Genomic DNA, 14,281 nt, shown 5'->3' on the forward strand with positions numbered 1-14,281 from the left:
GAGGCGGCCCGGCCCTTCAGCGGATGTCGGGCCGGTCCGGGTCCGGGTCGTAGACGTCCGGCACCCCGTCGTGGTCACGGTCGACCGACTCGGCCTCGCACACCTGCCGGTGCACCCGGCTGCGGGCGCGCAGCACCACCGAGGCGAGCAGGGCCGAGAGCAGGGACCCGGTGAGCACGGCGACCTTGACGTGGTCGTCGCGTTCGCTGCCCGCCCCGAACGCCAACTCGCCGACCAGCAGGGAGACGGTGAAGCCGATGCCGCCGAGCAGCGAGAGCCCCAGCGCGTCGAGCCAGTTGAGGCCCTCCTCCGGGTCGGCGCGGGTGAACCGGGAGACCAGCCAGGTCGCGCCCAGGATGCCGATCGGCTTGCCGATGACCAGCCCGACCACGATGCCGAGCGCGACCCGGTCGGTCAGCGCGGTGGTCAGGCCGGTCAGGCCGCCCACCGCGACCCCGGCGGAGAAGAACGCGAAGACGGGCACCGCGACGCCGGCCGAGATCGGCCGGAACCGGTGCTCGAAGTGCTCGGCCAGCCCGCGCCCGGCGGCCGGTCCGCCGGCGGCCTCGCTGCGGATCACCGGAACGGTGAAGGCCAGCAGCACCCCGGCCACGGTGGCGTGCACGCCGGACTCGTGCATCAGCACCCAGGTGGCCGCCGCCAGCGGCAGCAGCAGCCACCAGGACCGGACCCGCCGCTGGACCAGCAGGGCGAAGACCACCAGTGGCACCAGCGCACCGAGCAACGGCAGGATCGACAGGTCGGTGGTGTAGAAGACGGCGATGATCACGATGGCGATCAGGTCGTCGACCACCGCGAGGGTGAGCAGGAAGGTCCGCAGCGCCGGCGGCAGGAAGCGGCCGACCACGGCCAGCACCGCCAGGGCGAAGGCGATGTCGGTGGCCGTCGGGATCGCCCACCCCCGGCCCGCGCCGGCGCCGGCGATCAGGACGTAGAGCAGGGCCGGCACCAGCACCCCGCCGAAGGCCGCCGCCACCGGCACCGCCGCGCGCCGTGGGTCCCGCAGGTCACCGGCGACGAACTCGCGCTTGAGCTCCAGCCCGGCGACGAAGAAGAAGATCGCCAGCAGACCGTCCGCCGCCCAGGTGCCCAGGCTCAGGTCGAGGTGCAGCGCGGCCGGGCCGAGCCGGAGGTCCCGCAACGCCTGGTACTGCTCCGTCCAGGGCGAGTTCGACCAGATCAGGGCCAGCAGCGCCCCGACGAGCAGGAGCGCGCCGCCCACGGTCTCCCGCCGCAGGATCTCCGAGATGCGGCTGGTCTCGGCCCAGGAACGGCGGGCGAACAGGCTGGTACGGCGCCGAGTGGCGTCGGTCACGGAATCTCCTCGTCGGCAGGGGTCGCGTCATCCATCGCCGACCAGACTTCCCGGCACACCAGAGCCACAACGTTATCCGCTGGCCGGGCGGACGCGTACGGCGGACGCCCGGCGGACCGCTAGTACCCGGCGGCGGCCCGCTGAACCATCCGGCGTGCCGCCTCGCGGGCACCCCGGTGGCGCGCAGCAGGTCGTTGGCGGCGGTCCGCAGCTGGGAGACCACGATGGTGCCGGAGAAACCCAAGCCCTGCCGGCACGCCGCGCCGGCCTGCCGCACCGCCCGCAGCACCCGCTCGCGCGTCCGCACCGGCTCCTCGGCCTCCAGAAACTCGCGGTGCAGCACCCGCACCGCCTCGCCGAACCGCTCGACGGCGGCTGGCAGGTCGGCCGGGACCGGCTCCTCGTCGCGCAGGGCGGTGCCGATCCGGCGCACCATGGCCCGGCTGTTGCGCACGGCCCGGTCCATGTGCACGACACCCCTCCGGTAGGCGGTCAGCGTCCGGCGATGCGGGGGCGTACCCGCCGCCGCCGGGGGTAGACACCGGCATGACCGACCCGCCCGCGCCGCCCGCCCGCCGGAGCGGCCATGGCTGAGCTGGGCTGGGCCCTGTTGGCGCTGGTGGCCTGGCTGGCGACGGGGCTGGTCACCGCTGCGGTCTTCGTCACCCGCGGCGGGCACCGCAACCTGCTCTGGTACCTCGTCGGTGGGCTGCTCGGCCCGCTCTTCGTGCCGATCGCGGTCGAGCGTGGTCGGGCCGCCCCGCAGCGGATCGACGTCCGCTCCCGGGCCCCGGCACCCACCGGGCCCGGCCTGCGCGTCCTGGTCGGCCTGGACGGCTCGCCCGACTCCGACCGGGCGCTGCGCGCCGTCGCGAACGCGCTGACCGGCACCACCAGTGAGCTGGTCCTGGTCACCGTCACCGACCCGGACCTGGTCGACCGCGAGGCGCTCGCGGAGCGCCAGCGGGCCCGCCGGATGCTGGACGAGGCCGCGCGCACTCTGCCGGACGGACTGGCCGACGCGAGCACGGAAATCGTGGCCGGCCACCCGGTCGATGCCATCCTGGCCGTCGCCGACGCCCGTGACGTCGACCTGCTGGTGATCGGTCGGCGGGGGCACGGGCTCGACGAGAAGCTGCTGGGCAACGTGGCGGAGGATCTGGCCCACCGCAGCAGCCGCGCCGTTCTGCTCGGCAGCCTGCCCGGCCGGTGAGAGGCGGGGGTGTGCGGGGTCGGCAACCCCCGCACACCCCCTGTGCGCGATGTTCGACTGTGCGCCCTACGGCAGGACCGCTGTGCCCTTGCGGTAGTTCTGTCCGTTTCCGTCCGGGCGGTAGTTGTTCTCGACGTTGCCCGCCGAGTCCACCGAGAACCAGTGCACCCGGGTGCCGGCCGGGACGGTCAGCGTCTCCCCGCCCTCGCGGATGCCGGCGGAGCCGTACAACGTGGAGGCGTACGTCGGGGCGGCCCGGTCCAGGGTGTAGAAGACCGCTGCCGGTTCACTGGTCTCGAAGGTCACGTTCACCATGCCGGGCGTGGAGCTGGGCGCGACCGTCAAGGTGCTCTCCGGCCGCTGCTTGTCCTTGGCGAAGTCCCGGGCCACCCGCATCAGCTCGACCAGCCCGTTGGCGAACTCCATCGCCTCGGCGTGCGCTTCCTCCCACTCCGGTTGGAAGGACGTGCCGACCTCGAAGTTCCACGCGTAGATGCCGTACTTGTACCAGAGCATGTCTCCGGAGTTGCCGGCCGCCGAGTAGAGCACGTCGGAGATCGGGCCGGTCCGCGCCGGGGTGACCGCCATGTTCCGGTGCCGCTTGATGGCGCTCAGGATCCGGGAGGAGGCGCCCCAGAACGCCGACTCCTCGGCGAGGGTCGGCCGCGGCGCCGACACCCGGTCCGGCAGCGCGTACGCGCCCGGCGACCACATGAAGTAGTTGCCGGAGGAGTGCAGGTTCATCGAGAACCGGATGTTCGGGCGGGCGGCCAGCCAGTCCAGGTTCCGGTTCTCCGGCTCGGACAGCTCGCTCGGGCCGGCGTAGGTGCCGCTGGTGCAGCTCGACGACGCGCCCGAGTAGCCGTCGAAGAGGCTGTACTCGGTGTAGTTGCGGTTGTTGTCCACACCCCACGAGTTGCGGGCCAGGAAGTCCGCCGAGCCGGTCAGCGGGCAGTGGTTGGTCATGTTCTTGCGCTGCGAGTTGAAGTCGTAGAAGGAGTAGTGCCCGCCGTCCGGGTTGACCGACGGGGCGATCCAGATGTCGAGGTTGTTCAACAGCTGCTTGGTCTGCCCGTCGTGGCCGTAGTTGCGCAGCAGCCGCTCGGCGGTCTCGATGGTGACCAGCGGCGGCACCCACTCCCGGGCGTGCTCCTGGGCGTAGGCCAGCACGCCGAGCTTGGATCCGTCGCGGTGCTTGCCGATCCGGATCGCGTACACCGGGTGCGGTTCGCGGGAGACGCTGGCCGGGGCGCTCAGCCCGTCGGTGAGCTGGGTCCGCGCGGCCGGCGCGACCACGCCGGTGCCCGGGCTGCCCCGATAGGTGTACGCCCGCAGCAACGAACCGGCGCCGGCGTTGAGCGCCGCCACCACCTGGGCGGCGGTGCTGGTCACCGTGCCGGCGGAGTCGGTGCTCAGGGTCACCCGCACCGCCGAGCCGGTGACGCTCACCGACAGCGGCGTGTTCGGCGCCCCCGGGTCGGCGAGCTCCACCGAGACGGCGTTGCCGCCCTCGTGGCCCCAGGCCAGCGAGTCGACCGCGACCCGGCTGGCGGTGGCGGTGCCGAGCACCGCCTGCGCGTGCCGCCGGTAGCCGTTGGTCTTGTACGGCAGCTCGACGATCTCGGCCAGGTCCGGGAACTCGGCGGCCAGCTGGTGGATCCGCGCGTACAGCTCGGTGGGGGTCAGGTAGCTGGTGACGAAGTCCTTCTGGTAGCCGGGCCCCTCCGGGCCGTCGCCCGGGGTCGGCAGCCACTCCTTGACGGTGGCGATGGCCACGTCACCGGTCGGGCTGGTGATCCGGATGCGGTCCGGCCGGGTGGTCACCGTCGCGGCGCCGCGGTGGTACAGGTAGACGCCGGCGTCGACGAAGCGGGAGATGGTCTGCGTACCGCCGGAGCCGAACGCGGTGCCCGGGCCGCTGTCGCGCTCGACGGTGAGCGGCGTGCTGGCCGTCTGGCCCTGCGCCCACTTCGCCTCCACGGACAGGATCTGGCTGGTGCCGGAGGTGTAGTAGTCCGCGCGGATGATCTTGACGTCGGAGACGTCCGGCGCGGTCGGGTCGGACGCGGCGGCGGCGAACTGCCGGTTGTCCGCGGCGTGCTCGGCGATGGTCGCCGCCCGCTCGGCCACCCGGGCCTGGGCGTCGGCGGGCCGGTGCAGCACCTCGCCGAGCCGGAACCCGGCGGCGGTCAGCGCCGCGCCCTCGCTGGCCGTGATGACCGCGTGCGCGACGACGCCGTCCTCGGTGCGGGCGACGTGGTGGTCGAGGTCGACGCCGGTCGCGACGAGCGCGTCCAGCTGGGCGGTGTCGGCGAGCAGCACCTCGACGACGTTCGCCTCCTCGTCGCCGACCCGGACCAGGTCGACCGAGGGAGCGGCCGGCGGCGCGGTGGCCGAGGCCGGGCTGACCAGCAGCACCACGGCCATGGCCCCGGCCAGCGCGGCGGGGAGCGGAAGGCGGCGTCGCCACCGGGGACCTAGGGGATCACGCATCTGTCGACCCTTCTGTTTCTCGGCATGGGTGACCGAATGAGCTGGCCGAGGGGCCCCGCCCGGGGTACGCGGCTCCGCCCCGTCGGTCGCGTGCCGCGCCCGCGGCGTCACGACCCGGTGAAAGGAAGGTGATGGTGTCCGGTTGCGGCGGACCGGCGCTGCCCGCGTCGCCGAGTTGCGGAAGCGCCGTCGATCTGGTGGACGAGTGGCTGTTCCGTGGCGGTCGGTGGACTGAGGCAATCCTCAGTGTCGACAAAGTGGTCTGTCAATCCTCCGGTAAGGTCCGGCGCCGGGTACCGGTCAGTTCAGCGCGGACCGTACGCCCAGCCCGACGAGAACGCCGCCGGTGACCCAGTCCAGCGCGCGGCGCACCCGTTCGGTACGCAGCAGCCGCGCGGCCGCGCCGGTGACCGCCGTCCAGCCGGCCAGCCAGCCGGTGTGCAGCACGGCGTGCGCGGTGGCCAGCAGCAGCATCGGCACCAGCACCGGCCGCGACGGGTCGAGGAACTGCGGGGCCAGCGTCAGGTAGACGGCCGCCGCCTTGGGATTCAGCACGTTGCCAAGCAGTCCCTGCAGGTACGGATGGCGGACCCGGCCGGCGAGCCGACGCCAGCCGGCCCGCGTGGTCGGCGGTTCGGGCGCGTCGGGCCGCCGGCGGGCGGCGGAGACGAGCAGCCAGCAGCCCAGCCCGACGAGATAGCCGGCGCCGGCCAGCTTGACGACCCAGAACGCCTGCGACGAGCGCAGCACCAGCGCCGCCAGACCGGCCGCGGCCAGCGCCGCGTGCAGGTAGATCCCGGTCACCGTACCGAGGATCACCCACCAGCCCTGGCGCCGGCCGCCGGCGCCCACCCGCGAGACGACCAGCGCGAAGCTGGTGCCGGGGGTGAGCGTGATCGGCGCGACGGCGAGCGCGAAGCCCAGCATGGCCACCCCCGTCACCGGTCAGACCACCACCCGGTAGTGGGTCGTCAGCAGCCCGGTGTCGTCGTACACGTGGAAGGCGATCCCGGGCGGTTGGAGCTGGTCGGTCAGCGTCCCCTCGCCCTCCCACGGCATCCGCAGGGTGGAGACCACACCGGGCGCGATCCGCAGCGGGCGGCCGGCGAAGGTGCTCGCCGCGGCCGTGTGGAAGTGACCGGTCAGCACGGCGACGATCTGCGGATGGGCGGCCACCAGCTCGGCGAGCGGGTCCACGGGCAGCAGCCGCATGTCGTCGATGACCGGGTGGTGCACCGCGACCGGCGGGTGGTGGAAGGCGATGAAGACCGGGACGTCGGCCGCCACCGAGGCGAGCTGCTCGCGCAGCCAACCCATGGTCTCCTCGTCCAGGTGACCGTCGTCGCGGCCGGGGATGCTGGAGTCGGCGAGCAGGAAGGTGGCGCCGCCGACGTCGTGCCGGCTGTTGATCGGCCCGTCGCCGCCGTCGGCCTCGCCCAGCAGTCCCCTGCGGTACGCGTCGCGCACATCGTGGTTGCCCGGGCAGACCAGCACCGGTCGTGGCGAGGCGAAGAGCTTGGCGGCCAGCTCGTACTCGGCCACCTGTCCGTGGTCGGCGATGTCGCCGGTGATCAGGATGGCGTCCACCGGACGGGCCAGGTTGTGCAGGTGGTCCATGACCCGGGCGGTCCGCTCCGCCGAGCGCGGGTGGTCGTCGAGGTGGGTGTCGCTGAGGTGCGCGATGGTCAGCACGATGCCCCCTAATGGGTTGCGGCGCTTTTGGCGTTAGGGACGCTACACTGGCCCTCTGAAGATCCACAAGACGGCACGCGACGACGGAGGTTCGATGGCTGTCCAACTCACGCTCGCCCTGGCCGGCACCATCCGGCACGACGGCAACGGCGGCGTGACCGACGACCTCGCCGACGCCGCCGGGCTCGCCCGCTGGCTACGCGACCAGGCCGGACCACTGCGCGGCTACGACCACGACCTGGCGCCGCCGGCCGACCTGCCCGACGAGCAGACCCGGCTCGACGTGGTCGCGCTGCGCCGGGCCGTCCGCACGCTGCTCGCCCGGGCGGTCGCGCCGGAACCGCCCAGCCGGGCCGACCGCGCGTCACTGCTCACGCCGGCCGAGGCGGTGCGCCAGCTCAACGCCGCCGCCGGCCGGCTGCCCACCAGCCCCCGGCTGCACTGGCCGGACGACGCGGCGCCGACGCTCACCCGGCACTCGGGCCCGGCCGAGCCACGGCTACGGCTCACCGCGGCACTGGCCCGCGCCGCCGTGGACTTCCTCGCCGGGCCCGAGCGGGCGCAGCTGCGCGCCTGCCCGGCGCCACGCTGCGTGCGGTACTTCGTCAAAGAGCACGCGCGCCAGCAGTGGTGCAAGCCGTCCTGCGGCAACCGCGCCCGGGTCGCCCGCCACTACCAGCGCCAGCAGGCCGGACGGTAGCCGCGGGCCGACCCACCGGAGGTCACCGCGGCGGGGCGCTGACTGACCGCTTACTCCGCGCACCGTACCGGCGAATCCCCTGTCGGGTGCGGGATTCGGCGTATCACTGAGTCCATGGACAGCTGTCCGGGGCGCATCCGTCCACCGTGCGAGGGATTCCCGCCCGCCCGTCGTGACGGGTCCCGACAGCGCTCGTTGCCCCCGGTACCAACCATCCACGTACACGGGGGATCTACATGGGCACGACATCTGCGTCGCGCAGACGGATGGGCATCGGCACGCGACTGGGCGCCGTCGCGGTGCTCGCCGGCGGCCTGCTGCTCACGGCGGGCTCGCCGGCGGTCGCCGGGCCGAAGCCGGAACCGAATCCGAAGCTGGAGTTGACCAAGACCGGAACGCCGGCCAAGGACCTGAAGGCCGGCGACAAGGTCACCTACACCTACACGGTGCGGAACAAGAGCACCGGCACGGACCGCCCGATCACCGGCATCACCGTCGACGACGACACGGTCAGCGGCATCGTCTGCAAGGGCCACTCCGGGCCGGCCGCCCAGCACGTGGAGGGTCTCGACCTCGAGCCGGGCGAGAGCGCCACCTGCACCGGCTGGTACACGGTCACGAAGGAGGACGTCAAGGCCGGCAAGGTGGTCAACACCGCCTGGGCGAAGGGGTGGTTCCACCGGAAGAAGGTGATGTCCAACAAGGCCGAATTCACCGTCAGGACGAAGGACGAGCGGGAGAAGGCCCGCCTGTGGCTGGACAAGAAGGCCCGCGTCGAGTCGGACTGCCGCAGCAAGTGCGAGAAGGACGGCTACGCCGTCAAGGGTGACAAGATCTTCTACAGCTACCGGGTGGCCAACACCGGCACGGTGACCATCAAGGAGATCGCCGTGCACGACAAGAAGGCCGGACCGGTGGTCTGCAAGAAGACCTGGCTGCACCCGGGCGCGAGCACCGACTGCCACGCCGTCGAGCCGCACGTGGTCACCTGGGAGGACGTCAAGGCCGGCAAGATCGTCAACACCGCCTACGCGACCGGCGAGCACGACAAGAAGAAGGTCGTCTCCAACCCGGCGAGCGCCACCGTCTGCATCCGGGGTGGCAAGTTCGACCACCGGCACGACGGCAAGGATGACCAGGAGCTGCCGGTCACCGGCGACGACAGCACCGGCGTCCTGTCCCTGGGCGGCGGTCTGCTGGCCGCCGGCGCTCTCCTGCTCGGGGTGAGCCGGCTGCGCCGCACGGCACGCGGCCAGGCCTGACCGACAGAGCGACGACCTCCGGGCACCCCGTGCGGTGCCCGGAGGTCGTCGTTTCCGGAACGGCGGCTCGCCGCGCGCGCCAATCCGGCTTCTTGATGCAGTCAAGTAGGAAGTCGGGCATACTGCGCACCGTGGCCACCTCGGACGTCGAGCGCGTGCGACGCGGGGCCGCGCTGCGCGGGACCCGTCCGCGGCTGGCCGTGCTGTCAGCGGTGCGCGCGTCCGCACGCCGCCGGCGTATCGATCGTCGTGTCGAGTTCACGGGTCGGCGACGACCACCACCACCACATCGTGTGCCGGTCGCGCGTCGTCATCGCCGACGTCGACTGCGCCGTCGGCGGGGCACCCTGGCCGACCGCGTCCGACCACCAGGGCTGCTCGGCCGACGAGGCCGGGGTCACCGACCGCAAGGTCTGCGCGTCCCGGGTCGCGGCGCCAGCAACCAGTTGACCGAACCGCAACCGACAGGAGAAGGACCGACGTGCCTGAGCGCGGCAGCGAGAGCGAGAACCCGGCAATCCCCTCCCCGACCCCGAAGCCGAGTCGGCCGAGGGCCAACCAGGACTGGTGGCCGAACCAGCTGAACCTGCAGGTTCTCCACCAGCACTCACCCCGGGCCAACCCGCTGGGTGAGTCATTCACCTACGCGGAGGAGTTCAAGACCCTAGACGTCGAGGCGCTCAAGCGGGACGTCTTCGAGGTGATGACCACGTCGCAGGACTGGTGGCCGGCGGACTACGGCCACTACGGGCCGCTGTTCATCCGGATGAGCTGGCACTCCGCCGGCACCTACCGCATCGAGGACGGCCGCGGCGGTGGCGGCGACGGCGCCCAGCGCTTCGCCCCGCTCAACAGCTGGCCGGACAACGCGAACCTCGACAAGGCACGCAGACTGCTCTGGCCGGTCAAGCAGAAGTACGGGCAGAAGATCTCCTGGGCCGACCTGCTCGTCTTCGCCGGCAACTGCGCGCTGGAGTCGATGGGGTTCAAGACGTTCGGATTCGGCTTCGGGCGCGAGGACGTCTGGGAGCCCGAGGAGATCTTCTGGGGGCCCGAGGACACCTGGCTCGGCGACGAGCGCTACAGCGGCGACCGGGAACTCGCGGCTCCGCTGGGCGCCGTCCAGATGGGGCTGATCTACGTCAACCCGGAGGGGCCCAACGGCACCCCGGATCCCCTCGCCGCCGCCCGGGACATCCGGGAGACCTTCCGCCGGATGGCGATGAACGACGAGGAGACCGTCGCACTCATCGCCGGCGGCCACACCTTCGGTAAGACCCACGGCGCCGCCCGCGCCGACCAGTACGTCGGCCCGGAGCCCGAAGCCGCACCGCTGGAGGCGCAGGGCCTGGGCTGGAAGAACAGCTACGGCAGCGGCAAGGGCCCGGACACGATCACCAGCGGCCTCGAAGGCGCCTGGACGCCCACCCCGATCACCTGGGACAACAGCTTCTTCGAGACGCTGTTCGGGTTCGAGTGGGAGGTCTGCGAGAGCCCCGCCGGCGCCAAGCAGTGGCGGCCGAAGGGCGGCGCCGGGTCGGACGCCGTGCCCGCCGCCCACGACCCCTCCGTCCGGTACGCCCCGATGATGGCGACGACCGACATCGCGCTGCGCGTCGACCCGACCTACGAGCCGATTTCGCGGCGTTTCCTGGAGAACCCGGACCAGTTCGCGGACGCGTTCGCTCGGGCCTGGTACAAGCTGTTGCACCGCGACATGGGACCGGTCTCGCGCTACCTCGGCCCCTGGGTGCCGGAGCCGCAGCTGTGGCAGGACCCGGTGCCGGCGGTCGACCACGAGCTGATCGCGGACGCGGACATCGCGGCCCTCAAGAGCACGGTCCTCGCCTCCGGCCTGTCCATCCCCCAGCTCGTCCGGACCGCGTGGGCGTCGGCGGCGAGCTTCCGCGGCACCGACATGCGCGGCGGCGCGAACGGGGCCCGGATCCGCCTCGAGCCGCAGCGGAACTGGGAGGTCAACGATCCGGCCGAGCTGGCCGCGGTGCTGCCGGTCCTGGAGCGGATCCAGCAGGACTTCAACGGCGCCCAGTCCGGCGGGAAGCGGGTCTCCCTCGCCGACCTGATCGTCCTGGCCGGCTGCGCGGCCGTCGAGCAGGCCGCCCGGAACGCCGGGCACGACGTGACGGTGCCGTTCTCGCCCGGGCGTACCGACGCCTCCCAGGAGCAGACCGACGTCGAGTCGTTCACCGTGCTGGAACCGAGGGCGGACGGGTTCCGCAACTACCTGCGCGCCGGGCAGAAGCTGTCGCCGGAGACGCTGCTGCTGGACCGGGCCAACCTACTGACGCTGACCGCGCCCGAGATGACCGTCCTGATCGGCGGCATGCGGGTCCTCAACGCCAACGCGGGACAGGCCCGACACGGCGTCCTCACCGACCGGCCGGAGACGTTGACGACCGACTTCTTCCGTAACCTGCTCGACATCGGCACGGAGTGGAAGGTCTCCACCGAGACCGAGAACGTGTTCGAGGGCCGGGACCGCGCCACCGGCGAGGTCCGGTGGACCGCCACCGCCGTCGACCTCGTCTTCGGCGCGAACTCCCAGCTCCGCGCCATCGCCGAGGTCTACGCCGGCGCGGACGGGCAGGAGAGGTTCCTCCGGGACTTCGTCGCGGCGTGGGTCAAGGTGATGAACCTGGACCGGTTCGACCTCGCCTGATCCGCCACGGGCCCCGGTCTTCGGTGACCGGGGCCCGCCCGTCGCCCCGGGGTGGAGTCAGCCTGGGTGCCCGCGCAGCGCCGGCCGGGTCGACCGCTCGCCCAGCACGTCCCCGACCACCACCGCGGCCAACACCAGCAGAGCGAGGCTGGTGACCAGGACCGGTGGCCAGCCACCCACCCACGGTGCCGCGCCGGCCAGCACCAGCAGCCCGAGCACCCGGTGCCACGGGACCACGCCGACGATCCGGAAGGTGAACACGGTGCGCCCGACCAGGAACAGCGCGGGGCCGCCGAAGATCAGGGCGACCCAGCGCGCCGGCGTCTCGCCGGTGGGCCGGTCGATGACCAGGTCGAAACCGGCCGCGGTGCAGACGATGCCCGCCAACATCATCAGATGGGTGTACGGCGCCAGCCGGGTCGCCCGCCGCAGCAGCCGGGCAGCGAGCGTCCGCAGTATGGCGCCGGACCCCAGAACGTAGATCTGCCAGAGCAGCAGCATGGTGAGGAAGGCGACGAGGAACGCGGCCAGCCGGGCGGAGGTGAACTCCGCGGTGCTGATCTTCAGGGTCGGCGCCAGGATGATGTCGCCGAGCGCCAGGATGACGAACTGCTGGTACCGCTCGCCCAGGTGCGCGGTCGTCTGCTCGTACTGCCCGAGCGGCACCCGGCCGAGCCAGGGTGTGGGGTAACGCGCCGCGGCCGAGACGTAGTCGATCGCCACCGCGATGGTCCAGAGCTCCCAGCGCGGCGCGCCGGGCAGCAGCGCCCCGACGATCCAGCAGACGCCGGAGACCAGAAACCAGAAGAAGAAGCGCGCCGCGCGCCCCTTGGCCTGGTGCCGGTGCCGGTGCCGGCGCTGGTGCTGGTGCAGCACCCCCACCAGCACCAGACCCCGGACCACGTGGGGAGTCACGTATCCGATGGCGAAGACCAACGCGTGCGCGGCGGAGCCGACCGCCGCCGCCGTCACCACGGCACCGAGCGCCGTCACCATGAGGATGGCCTGGATCGGACGCTGGTCCGGGTCGTAGAAGTCGGTGGTGGTCGAGGTGATCGACCATGTCCACCAGATCGCCATCAGCATGAGCACGACCGGCCCGACGCCGGCCCACGAGTCCCGCTCGGCGATCAGCGTCGAGATCAGCGCCAGGGCGGCCACGAAGACCACGTCGAAGAGCAGTTCCAGCAGGGTGGCCCGGTTCGACGCGTTCGGCCGGCGCACCAACTCGGTGCTGCCCCCGGTCGTCATGCCCGGCCTCCCCGCCGCCCGTCCCATCCGGTCGTGGGCGATGCCGGCGCCGCGGTGCGCGCCGGCCGCCGGTCGGAGGTACGGCCAGCCGGGCGCTGCGCCCGGGAGGATTATCGGCGCCGCCGGGGCGGCCCGTCTCAGGAACGGCAATTCCGGACATCAGCCTCGCCCTGCTCAGGCTGTTTGGTCGCGGGCGGGACGGCGGTTAGTCGACCGCAGGCGGGGTACGCGTCGGATCGCGCGGGCAGGCCCGTTGACCCGGCACGTCCTGCCGATGACCGATCCGAGAGGAACGACCGTGTCACAGGATTACCGCAAGAGCGCCGAGGCGATCTCCCGGCTGTCGCCGGACCAGTACCGGGTCACTCAGGAAGGCGGCACGGAGCCGGCCTTCGACAACGCGTACTGGGACAGCAAGGAGCCGGGGATCTACGTCGACGTGGTGTCCGGGGAACCGCTGTTCGCCTCCGTGGACAAGTACGACAGCGGCACCGGCTGGCCGACCTTCAGCAAGCCGATCGATCGGCGGAACGTGGTCGAGGTGCAGGACTCCAGCCTCGGCATGTTCCGCATCGAGGTCCGGTCGGCGCACGGGGACAGTCATCTCGGGCACGTCTTCGACGACGGTCCCGTGGAGACCGGCGGGTTGCGGTACTGCATGAACTCGGCGGCACTCCGGTTCATCCCGCGCGACGACCTGGAGCGCGAGGGCTACGGCGAGTACCGCACGTTGTTCGAGCACCCGGACGGGGAGCGGAAGCGATGACTGAGACCACCGAGAAGGCGATCCTGGCCGGCGGCTGCTTCTGGGGCATGCAGGACCTCATCCGCAAGCGCCCCGGCGTGCTGGACACCAGGGTCGGGTACACCGGCGGGGACGTGCCGAACGCGACCTACCGCAACCACGGGACTCACGCCGAGGCGATCGAGATCGTCTACGACCCGGCGAAGCTCTCCTACCGGGACCTGCTCGAGTTCTTCTTCCAGGTCCACGATCCGACCACGAAGAACCGTCAGGGCAACGACGTGGGCCTCAGCTACCGGTCCGCCATCTTCTACACCGACGAGCAGCAGCGGCGGGTCGCGGAGGACACCATCGCCGACGTCGATGCCTCCGGCCTGTGGCCGGGAAAGGTGGTCACCGAGGTCAGCCCTGCCGGGCCCTTCTGGGAGGCCGAGCCGGAGCACCAGGACTACCTGGAGCGCAATCCCGGCGGATACACCTGTCACTTCGTCCGGCCGGAGTGGAAGCTGCCCCGGCGCGGGGAGAGCGCCGGCTGACGCGGCTGGCCGCGGCCGGTCACCGCCAGCCTCAGGTCAAGCCAGGTGTAGCGGGCACGTCAGGTGGTATCCGGGGGCGCGAGACCAACTTCGCGGCACGGGAAGGGTGGCCCCATGGCGGTCAAGACCGAAGCGCGGGTGGACGCAGCCGGAATACGGCGGTTTACGGTGGAGATCCCCGAGGTGGACCTGCAGGCGCTGCGGACCCGCACCGCGGAGCTGCGCACCGCCTTCCCATCGGTGCGCTGAGCGCGCCCGACTAGTCGCACCGGTCCTCGTACCGATGAACCGTCCCTCGGCGCGTCGGAGCGCCCGGCGTGGGCGCGACCACCGCGCCCCCGCCCGGCGCTCCGGCTCGCCGGCCTGCCCGCCG

At 72.3% G+C, this 14,281-nt stretch carries 12 protein-coding genes and 1 pseudogene; 8 read left to right on the forward strand and 5 right to left on the reverse strand.

The features are described from left to right. Positions 1-16: 16 nt before the first annotated feature. Positions 17-1,336, reverse strand: a complete 1,320-nt coding sequence (nhaA, locus tag GA0070609_RS14715; protein WP_088994336.1) for a Na+/H+ antiporter NhaA — start codon at positions 1,334-1,336, stop codon at positions 17-19. A 586-nt stretch (positions 1,337-1,922) separates the two neighbouring features. Here nhaA and GA0070609_RS14725 point away from each other — a divergent pair. Further along, positions 1,923-2,549 (forward strand): universal stress protein, encoded by a 627-nt coding sequence (locus GA0070609_RS14725; protein WP_088994337.1) that lies wholly within the window; start codon positions 1,923-1,925, stop codon positions 2,547-2,549. A 66-nt stretch (positions 2,550-2,615) separates the two neighbouring features. Here GA0070609_RS14725 and GA0070609_RS14730 read toward each other — a convergent pair whose 3' ends face one another. From GA0070609_RS14730 to GA0070609_RS14740, 3 genes are all read right to left on the reverse strand, one after another. Next, a complete protein-coding gene (locus GA0070609_RS14730; RefSeq protein WP_197700293.1) occupies positions 2,616-5,042 on the reverse strand; it encodes a M14 family metallopeptidase in 2,427 nt (808 codons plus the stop codon). Positions 5,043-5,342: 300 nt separating this feature from the next. Then, entirely contained in the window at positions 5,343-5,984 is a 642-nt protein-coding gene (locus tag GA0070609_RS14735; protein WP_088994339.1) for a LysE family translocator, read from the reverse strand. A gap of 3 nt (positions 5,985-5,987) precedes the next feature. Further along, complete coding sequence (locus GA0070609_RS14740) at positions 5,988-6,734, reverse strand: metallophosphoesterase (protein WP_088994340.1); 747 nt, start codon at positions 6,732-6,734, stop codon at positions 5,988-5,990. A gap of 94 nt (positions 6,735-6,828) precedes the next feature. Here GA0070609_RS14740 and GA0070609_RS14745 point away from each other — a divergent pair, with 94 nt between their 5' ends. The 4 genes and pseudogenes from GA0070609_RS14745 (at position 6,829) to katG (ending at position 11,376) form a co-directional block, all read left to right on the forward strand. Further along, the gene (locus tag GA0070609_RS14745; RefSeq protein WP_088994341.1) at positions 6,829-7,434 is read left to right on the forward strand and encodes a CGNR zinc finger domain-containing protein; all 606 of its coding nucleotides are present in this window, start codon (positions 6,829-6,831) and stop codon (positions 7,432-7,434) included. A gap of 236 nt (positions 7,435-7,670) precedes the next feature. After that, positions 7,671-8,696: a DUF7507 domain-containing protein gene (locus GA0070609_RS14750; RefSeq protein WP_088994342.1), complete on the forward strand. Its 1,026-nt coding sequence runs from the start codon at positions 7,671-7,673 to the stop codon at positions 8,694-8,696. Between the two features lie 95 nt (positions 8,697-8,791). After that, a pseudogene (locus tag GA0070609_RS14755) lies at positions 8,792-9,146 on the forward strand (hypothetical protein). 31 nt (positions 9,147-9,177) lie between these two features. Then, positions 9,178-11,376, forward strand: coding sequence for a catalase/peroxidase HPI (gene katG / locus GA0070609_RS14760; protein WP_088994343.1), 2,199 nt, complete (start codon positions 9,178-9,180; stop codon positions 11,374-11,376). 57 nt (positions 11,377-11,433) lie between these two features. Here katG and GA0070609_RS14765 read toward each other — a convergent pair whose 3' ends face one another. Continuing rightward, positions 11,434-12,627 (reverse strand): low temperature requirement protein A, encoded by a 1,194-nt coding sequence (locus GA0070609_RS14765; RefSeq protein WP_157748172.1) that lies wholly within the window; start codon positions 12,625-12,627, stop codon positions 11,434-11,436. A gap of 298 nt (positions 12,628-12,925) precedes the next feature. Here GA0070609_RS14765 and msrB point away from each other — a divergent pair, with 298 nt between their 5' ends. The 3 genes from msrB to GA0070609_RS34885 all read left to right on the forward strand — a co-directional run bounded on the left by msrB (position 12,926) and on the right by GA0070609_RS34885 (position 14,157). Then, positions 12,926-13,393 carry a peptide-methionine (R)-S-oxide reductase MsrB gene (gene msrB / locus GA0070609_RS14770; protein ID WP_088994345.1) on the forward strand — a complete coding sequence of 156 codons (468 nt, stop codon included), beginning with the start codon at positions 12,926-12,928 and terminating at the stop codon, positions 13,391-13,393. Further along, positions 13,390-13,908 (forward strand): peptide-methionine (S)-S-oxide reductase MsrA, encoded by a 519-nt coding sequence (gene msrA, locus GA0070609_RS14775; protein ID WP_088994346.1) that lies wholly within the window; start codon positions 13,390-13,392, stop codon positions 13,906-13,908. The genes msrB and msrA overlap by 4 nt, the downstream gene beginning before the upstream one ends. Positions 13,909-14,022: 114 nt before the next feature. Continuing rightward, the gene (locus GA0070609_RS34885) at positions 14,023-14,157 is read left to right on the forward strand and encodes a hypothetical protein (RefSeq protein ID WP_269459285.1); all 135 of its coding nucleotides are present in this window, start codon (positions 14,023-14,025) and stop codon (positions 14,155-14,157) included. Positions 14,158-14,281: the final 124 nt, after the last annotated feature.

The organism is Micromonospora echinaurantiaca (assembly GCF_900090235.1).
Lineage (GTDB): Bacteria > Actinomycetota > Actinomycetes > Mycobacteriales > Micromonosporaceae > Micromonospora > Micromonospora echinaurantiaca.

Coding starts and splice junctions, on each gene's coding strand:
- GA0070609_RS14750 (WP_088994342.1), top strand. CDS start 7,671: ATGGGCACGACATCTGCGTCGCGCAGACGGATGGGCATCGGCACGCGA.
- GA0070609_RS34885 (WP_269459285.1), top strand. CDS start 14,023: ATGGCGGTCAAGACCGAAGCGCGGGTGGACGCAGCCGGAATACGGCGG.
- GA0070609_RS14725 (WP_088994337.1), top strand. CDS start 1,923: ATGGCTGAGCTGGGCTGGGCCCTGTTGGCGCTGGTGGCCTGGCTGGCG.
- GA0070609_RS14730 (WP_197700293.1), bottom strand. CDS start 5,042: ATGCGTGATCCCCTAGGTCCCCGGTGGCGACGCCGCCTTCCGCTCCCC.
- GA0070609_RS14745 (WP_088994341.1), top strand. CDS start 6,829: ATGGCTGTCCAACTCACGCTCGCCCTGGCCGGCACCATCCGGCACGAC.
- msrA (WP_088994346.1), top strand. CDS start 13,390: ATGACTGAGACCACCGAGAAGGCGATCCTGGCCGGCGGCTGCTTCTGG.
- GA0070609_RS14765 (WP_157748172.1), bottom strand. CDS start 12,627: ATGACGACCGGGGGCAGCACCGAGTTGGTGCGCCGGCCGAACGCGTCG.